The organism is bacterium (genome assembly GCA_023230585.1).
Taxonomy (GTDB): domain Bacteria; phylum Ratteibacteria; class UBA8468; order B48-G9; family JAFGKM01; genus JALNXB01.
On sequence record JALNXB010000074.1, the window covers coordinates 1 to 8,296 of the forward strand.

The 8,296-nt window shown below is 36.0% G+C and carries 5 protein-coding genes; all 5 read left to right on the forward strand.

Features of this window, described 5'->3' with window-relative positions:
• The coding region (locus tag M0P98_08665; protein ID MCK9266921.1) for a hypothetical protein at nt 1–2,014 on the forward strand (2,014 nt) is incomplete at its 5' end.
• 237 nt (nt 2,015–2,251) lie between these two features.
• The gene (locus M0P98_08670) at nt 2,252–5,002 is read left to right on the forward strand and encodes a hypothetical protein (GenBank protein ID MCK9266922.1); all 2,751 of its coding nucleotides are present in this window, start codon (nt 2,252–2,254) and stop codon (nt 5,000–5,002) included.
• Between the two features lie 411 nt (nt 5,003–5,413).
• Nucleotides 5,414–6,073: a hypothetical protein gene (locus tag M0P98_08675; GenBank protein MCK9266923.1), complete on the forward strand. Its 660-nt coding sequence runs from the start codon at nt 5,414–5,416 to the stop codon at nt 6,071–6,073.
• A gap of 730 nt (nt 6,074–6,803) precedes the next feature.
• Complete coding sequence (locus M0P98_08680) at nt 6,804–7,391, forward strand: hypothetical protein (protein MCK9266924.1); 588 nt, start codon at nt 6,804–6,806, stop codon at nt 7,389–7,391.
• Nucleotides 7,379–8,026 carry a nucleotidyl transferase AbiEii/AbiGii toxin family protein gene (locus tag M0P98_08685; GenBank protein ID MCK9266925.1) on the forward strand — a complete coding sequence of 216 codons (648 nt, stop codon included), beginning with the start codon at nt 7,379–7,381 and terminating at the stop codon, nt 8,024–8,026. The genes M0P98_08680 and M0P98_08685 overlap by 13 nt, the downstream gene beginning before the upstream one ends.
• Nucleotides 8,027–8,296: the final 270 nt, after the last annotated feature.

Here is an 8,296-nt window from a genome sequence, read left to right on the forward strand (position 1 = left end):
AGCAAATGATATCCCCTCTGTCCCTAACAACGGCTCTTTTACAGTTAAAGGGTTTACAATTTCTGGCAAAATTTCTCTCCAAGGCGGTTCAGGCGATGTTACAGATGTTAATCTTTCCCTTTTAGGAACAACTTCTTCATCAACCACCCCTGACTTTCAAGGCAACTACATTTTTACACAACTCCCTCTCGGAAACTATACAATTACTCCCACCCTCAACAACTATGTTTTTACGCCACTCAACAAGAGTTACACAAACATTTTTTCCGACATACCAGATGCCAATTTTACAGGTCTTGCTTTTGCTTCTGTATCAGGCACAATAACATATTCAGGCGTAATGACAGGAAAAATATATGTAGGTATTTATAATTCAACAAACTATACACAACCTCCTGTTTATTCTGCAAATATATCTTCAACAGGCGCCTACACAATAAAAAACATTAGTCCCGGCACATACTATATCGCCTCTTTTAAAGATGTCAACTCTAACCAAGAGTGGGATATAGAAGACGAACCATCAGGATTTTTTGTATCAAACCCTATAACTATCTTTGCTGGAGAGAATAAAACAGAGATAAATATTTCTCTTACAGAAACACTTACCTTTAACGTTGTATCACCTTTTGGCACTCCAAACCCTTGTGTTGGAAGGCATCCTTACGCTACAGGGGATAGGGTTGTTGCTTCTGCCCCAGAGTTTATTGAAGGTATAGGTGTTAAACATATTTGTACCGGCTGGATTGGCACAGGTAGCGTTCCTTCCTCAGGTATTACTAATTCTACAAGTTTTAATATTACTCAAAACTCTTCAATTACTTGGAAATATAAGTCCCAACACCAACTTAATGTAACAACTAACGGTAACGGTATTGTTGATATTAAACCCGTTACTACGAATAATTGGTACGATACAGGAACCTCTGTAACTCTTACATCTACACCTGATGACGGCTGGTTCTTTAGCCATTGGGAAGGAGATATAATAGGTTCAACTACATCTGTAAATCTAACAATGGATTCACCTAAAAATATAACAGCCCACTTTCTTAAAAAAAATGATTTCTATTTAAACCCTGAAACCACCTTTATTGAAATGGTGCTTGATGAGGAAACCACTCAGGAAACATCTATTACAGTTGGAATTGAATATATTGGGGAATATACTGAAACAATAAATCTTACTGCATCAGTTCTACCTCTTACAGATAACAAGATTACTTTGAAGGTAACACCTACAAGCATTACGCCACCAAAAAATATATTTATGCTTGATATTAAAGTATCAGAGGATGTAAGACCAGATACATATATTATAACCATAAAAGGGGATAACGATTTAAAAACAGAAACAGTTGATATCACACTTACTATAAACACAAAGTTGTATATTCCAAATATTATTATAAGTCCGTCTGATTTATCTGCTGATATCCCTATAAAAACATCAAACACCGGCGGAATTAAAGAGTTTCAATGTACTCTTCTTTACGACCCTCTACTTTTTGATATATCACAGTTGACTGAAACAATATCAGATGGCACGCTTACAGATACCTGGACTTTTGAAACCAATCTTTTAAACTCTGGCAAACTTTACATTAAAGGAGTAGGGAACACTCCCTTAAATTTCGAAAGTGGGACACTCGTAGTAATAAAACTAAATACTATTAAAACCTCTTTTTTCCCAAAAGAGGGAACACCTTTAAACCTTGAGAATATAACTCCTTTCAATGAACAAGGCGATAAAATACCATATATAATATCAGACGGTAAAATTTATGAATTTGTTTTAGGTGACATAAATCTTGATGGTGAAAACGTTGTTAATATATCAGATGTTATCCTCTGCTTACGTATGTCAATAGGGTTAGATGTAATAATAGAAGATAAAAACTACTCTAAACCTTACCCAGAATGGTTGACCATAAGAGGAGATTTAAATAAAGATAAAGAGATAAATATATCCGATGTTATCCTTGTTTTACGTAAATCTATCGGTTTGGATTAAAATTTTACACTTTTGCATATCCTTTATGAAAGGAATGGGGAAGAGGTCTAAAGACTTGATAAACAAGTGTTTACACGATACAATCAGCCTAAAATTAAATTAGATAACAAGAGTGGGTATGATAAATATAAAACATTTTCTAACTCCTTTTAGAAAATGAATACGAACAAATAACCCACCATTAACCCGCCATAAAAAATGGCAAAACAAGGAGGTAAAAACAAAGGAGGCAGAAGAATGGTTAAGTTTAAGAAGTTTAAAGTAGTTGCTTTTATGTTTGTGGCTATATTTGCTTTTTCAAGTATAGCATCAGCAAGACACCAAGGGCAGTTAGTTTATGTTGACAATGTTGTAAGAGAAACAAACGGCGAAATCCTTAACGGCGAGATTGTATCTACTGGAGATTTAAAGGTTCGGGATATATCAACCGACATAGAACGTACTGTTGTAAAAAACAATAGTGGTTTAATTATACTCAACCCCGCTTTTACATCAGATGGTAAGAATATACTATTCACAGCAGGTAATACTAACAACAAATACAAAATATATCTTGTAAGTTCTCAGGTTCTCACAAAACTTGATACCAATACAACCTACCTTAAAAAAGACGATACATATAACTTGAGGTATGCCTCCCTTTCTCTCAATTCAGACGGAGCAACAACTGGTCGCCTTACCTATACAAAGGATACCGACCAAAAAACAGGGACACACGAACTCTGGGTTTATGATTTTCCAACCGGAAAGAGCAGTATGGTTGCCCGAGAGTCAAACAAACAGTTAAAACACCCTGTATTTCTTGCAGATAACCAAACAGTTGCTTATATTGGAGTAACAGGTGGCATACAAGATATATATACCATAAACGTTACAGCCTTTACATATGCTAATAATTTAACAAATAATATTTCACCTACACCCAGATATGGAAGGTTGGTGAGTAACTTAAATAAAACTACCACAACTACAGCAGACCTTCTTATATATTCTAAACAACTGTATGGTTCTGGTGAATATCAGAAATTTGATATATTTGTTAGAAACCTTTCAAGCAATAATGATGTAAATGTTACCAATACCAGCAATTTAGATGAGTTTGAGCCATCTTTTTACGGAGACTCAACAACAAATCCTTCCTTGAGCACTACTGGTGATATGCTCTATTCAGCCAAAATTGCTAATAATACAAGTATTTGGCAGACAAATTTTAGTACCACTCAATCAGCTTCAAGTAATGGAATCAAGTTTGAAAGAACAACAGAAAACACAGGTCTTGCTAACTGGGGCAAATCGATAGATATAATATCTGACGAATTCTTGATTGCCTTAGATGAAACAAGGTTTGTATTTAATAATACCAGTGGAGACGAAAATGAAATCAGTAGGGCAGATGTAAATTTAAATGGAACAACAACGACACCTTTACAAATTACATCATCAGTTTCAGGTGCCCCTATAATTAAGTCAAACCCTTCGTTGTCTGGAAACGGTGGGGCAATTCTTTTTGAAGAACCACAGACAGTAATAATTAAAAAAATGAACTATGATGGCTCAGGCAGTAAAGTAATTGCAAAAGCAGAAGATACTTCGCCTGCCTCATACAACCTTAAACAACCAAATATCTCATCTGATGGAAGATGGGCTGTATATGTAAGAGATGGAGGTCTTTATGTAAAGAACCTCTCAGATTTAACTTCGTCTGAAACAGATTTAGGTCTTAACCTGACAGACGCATTCAACCCTTCTTTTAACCCTGAAATGACCCAGATTGTATATACAAGAGATAATGGAATGACTGGTTCCAGCATATATATGGTAAGAGTTAAAATAGATATAGATACAAATACCATTTCTGCGGTTGGCACAGAACAACAACTGACCGATGAAGGAGGAAATGTAAATGATGTATATCCATCTTTTTCTCCTGACGGAAAATATATTATATTTACTTCAAATAGATGGGACGGAAAAGTTGCAATTTATGTTATGAGAGCAGATAAAGAAGGTCTTAGCGGAAGCGGAGTAATTAGAATAGTTGAGAATAGTCGTTTAAATGATGGTAACCAACTTGCAGTATTTGGTCCTGTTAATACAGACCCAAACAACTACTATGTTGCTTATGTTAACAGAACAGGCGTAATACAGATTGGGACCCTTAACAAAGATTTGTCTTCTGTTTTATATGGCGAAGAACTTGTTGTCAACCTTACCTCCAACACAGGGATACGCCCTAAAGGCAAGTTTTCCTGGGCAAGACGGAGGGTTGCAGGCAGTATTTTTGCTGAAAGAATTGTACAGACAAAGGCAGTCAAAGAGTCAGAAATATCATACTATATAAAGGTTGATGTTGACGAAGTTTCAGTTCCAAGCGCTTATATTCTTGAGGAAATTCTTCCCGGTTGGACTCTTCCTAACGGTGTAACAACAGATATACTTATTGATGGAGAATCAGCGAATGCTTCTGGAACATATTTTATTTCTGGTAATCCAACTAAAGACGAAAACACTTTAAGGATTGTCTTTTCTGGGGCAATTTCTTCTCCCAATGATAAGCCAAGAGACCATATAATAAAGATTACTGCTAAGGTTTCTGATGGTGATAACGGAGATTTACAAACCATCTTTGGTACTGTAACACACAACGGACTTATCGAAAATATAACAGGTAACAACACACTTATTTTGGGTAGCCCTTACTGTCCATTTGACATCTACAACTCAAATGGTGAACAAAGAACCGATGACGATATTGGTATTATAGAGAGCCTTGACCTCATTTATGCAATAGAATGCTGGGCAAGAGATGTGCAGTTACAAGGGCATAAAGGGCTCTGGCCTTTCGACCTTAGTAAGTATGACAGCATAATATTGAAAACTATTGAAATTTGGGCTACAAAACTAGCAGATTGTGAGTTAGGAGAATATGAGTTTGACTCCAATGGAACGGATGAAATGTATTGGAAATCAGGCGAGTGGATAGAGTAAAAAGTATCTTTAAACGCTTGAAATCAAAGAAGTATAAAAGAGGCGGTTAACCCCGCCTCTTTCCTTTTCCACCTAACGGCGACTTGTCATTGCGAGGTTTATCCCGACAGTATTTGTGAGGGGATTGCTTCGTATTCACTCGCAAAGATAATCTTTCCTTATTTGCCTCTCCTCTGGGGGAGAGGCTGCAAGGTGAGGGGGGTATTTATGTTTTTATCTGCCGTTTTGTGGCATTGCGAGGAATGCCTCTAATGACGTGGCAACCTTGTCTTTATCATTGCTTTTGTCTTTTTTGTCCCTTAATCCGCGCTGGTAGCAAGAAAAACGAGATTCCGACTCAAACATAGTAGAAGGCAAACGAAGGAGTGAAAAATTGACAAATATAGTCAAATATACTAAAATATCTACATTATGCACAGCATTAAAATACAATCCATTTTTCTGTTACTCTCAATCTTGTTTTTTTCTTCATTTCCCCTTTTTCCTGCTAACATAGCAACAAGAATATTACCCTCTACATACACTCCCGGTAAAAGTATAAATGTTCAGATAGACATAGAAACACCTGATATGCCAACAGGCATAATTGTGACTGAAACCTTGCCAGCAGGGTGGGTTATAACTTCTGCAAACCCTAATTATATGAAATTTACTTATAATACCAACTCTTACCGTTGGGTAAATTTTAGTGTCTCTGGAATAGAGGAATACAAAATCAACTACACTGTATCTGTTCCAGTTGACTCAACTGGTGCACAAGAGATTTCTGGTGAATTTGCAATACTAATAGAAGATGTTAAAGTTACTACAACTATCGGCGGAGACACTTTTATACAACTCCATTGTGAAACCTTAGAAAAAGGAGATATAAACCAGAAAGGCGGTGTTGACATAGCAGATGTTATCCTCTGCCTACGTATGGCTACAAAACTTGATATTACTGTGGGTGGCATTACCTATTTAGCACCCTATAATTCTACTCTTAATGACCTGGCTGATATGAACAACGATGGTGATGTTGATATAGCAGATGCTATTTTAATCTTACGTAAGTCCTTAGGTCTGAACTAATCCTCTCCCCCCATATTTTGGTGGCTCCTGCATGCCTTTTTTTCCCCATTCCGTCTTTGCGAGCGCCTCTTAGAGTGGCAATCTCGCCGAAGGCGAAAAAGGAATGGGGGTAAACAATAGTGTATAGGATAAAAACGAGGATTGCCGCAGTCACACAAAGCATTCCTTCGCAACGACAAAAAGCGTCGGTTAGCACCTCGTAATTCATTCATAGACACATACTTTTTAAACGAAAGCAAAAGCAAGGATAAAGGATAAGACCCTGAACTTGTTTCAGGATCTCTAATGTAACCCACGTCGATAGTAGTCGCAACGTACAAAACGAGATTCTGGATCAAGTCCGGAATGACATACAGGGCAATCCCTCGTATTTTTCCTTGCCTGCCAACTACACCCCTCATCCTTTCTTGCCCTACGGACTTCAGTCAGCGGGCTCACCGACTCGCCCTTTGTGCTATACAGTGCTCATTATTCTTCGCACCAGCACTCTTCTCCCTCAAGGGGAGAAGGCAAAGAGGGAGTGAGTAGACACCCCATACGCCTTTCTTTTATGCTTTTATCCTTGTCTATATTTTCGGGGTAAGTTCGAAGGTCTAACCTCAGCTAAATACTCCGAGGTCACAATCTTCATCACTCGCAATGACGGAATGGGTAACTACAAAAAAACTTGACAAAAACACTCTAATGACATATAATTAACAAAAATGTTAACTTAATATATTTATAAAAAATGAACTACCAAAAATTAAGACAATTAAAAGACAAAAACTATTTTTCCACAAGAGAAGTTGCAAGTGTTCTTGATGTAAAAACCGAATCTTCAAAGGTGATATGCTTAAGGTTATTAAAAAGAGGTCTTCTGATTAGGTTAAAAAGAGATTTTTATATACTTAGAGAAAGGTGGGATATTTTAACAGAAGAAGATTTTTTTAATATATCAAATATATTACAGGTGCCTTCATATATATCTTTTATGTCTGCCCTTACCTATTATGAAGTTTCAACCCAAGTGTATAGAAACTTTTTTGAAAACGTCTCAGTAAAACGAACAAAAGACTTTGAGGTTGAAGGAACTATTTTTAATTATTATAAAATTCAAAAAGACCTTTTTTTCGGGTTTATAAAAAGAGATAATTTTTTTATTTCAGAAAAAGAGAAAGCTTTTGTTGACATCTTATATTTACATTCGCTTGGAAGGTATGAGTTTGATTTAAGTTCAATTTCACTCAATAAATTAAATAAAAATAAAATTGAGAAATTTTTAACCAAATACCCTATTAAAACAGAGAAATTTTTTAATAAAATATGGAAGAATTGATATATCAAGAAAGGTTTGAAATTGAAGTTTTAGAAAAACTTAATAGTGGCAGATTTTTAGATACTATTGTTTTTTATGGTGGAACAATGTTAAGGTTATGTTATGGTTTAGACAGGTTCTCAACAGACCTTGATTTTTTTCTACTTGAAGAAATTAATTCAAAAGAATATTTTAATTTATTGTACAAGTTTTTTTCAAAGAATTACATAATTAAAGATAGAGCAGATAAGAGAAATACAATCCTTTTTGAGATAGGGAAAGAAAAGTTTAAGAGAGGGTTAAAAATAGAGATAAGAAAAGAAGTAAAAGGTGTCGTTCCTGAAAAAATGATATCATATTCACCTTATTCGACTACTCAGGTTATACTAAATACCGCAAAACTTAAAGATATGATGACTTTCAAAATTGAGGCGTTTTTAGATAGAGGAGAAATAAGGGATGCTTACGATATAGAATTTCTGCTCAAAAAAGGAGTGTCATTAAATATCGGTAGCAAGGAATCAGAATCTTTAATCAAAAAACTGAATGGACTGACAGAAAAAGATTTTAAGATGAAACTCTTTCCTTTGATAGATAAAGAAAAACGTGATTATTATCTTACCAACAGATTTAAGATTTTAAATACTGCTCTGTAATCCCTCCCCATATTTTTGTGGCTCCTGCACGCCTTTTTTTACCATCCTGAACTTGTTTCAGGATCTCTAATGTAACCCACGTCGATAGTAGTCGCAACGTAAAAAACGAGATTCCGGATCAAGTCCGGAATGACATACAGGGCAATCCCTCGTATTTTTCCTTGCCTGCCAACTACACCCCTCATCCTTTCTTGCCCTACGGGCTTCAGTCAGCGGGCTCACCGACTCGCCCTTTGTGCTATACAGTGCTCATTATTCTTCGCACCAGCA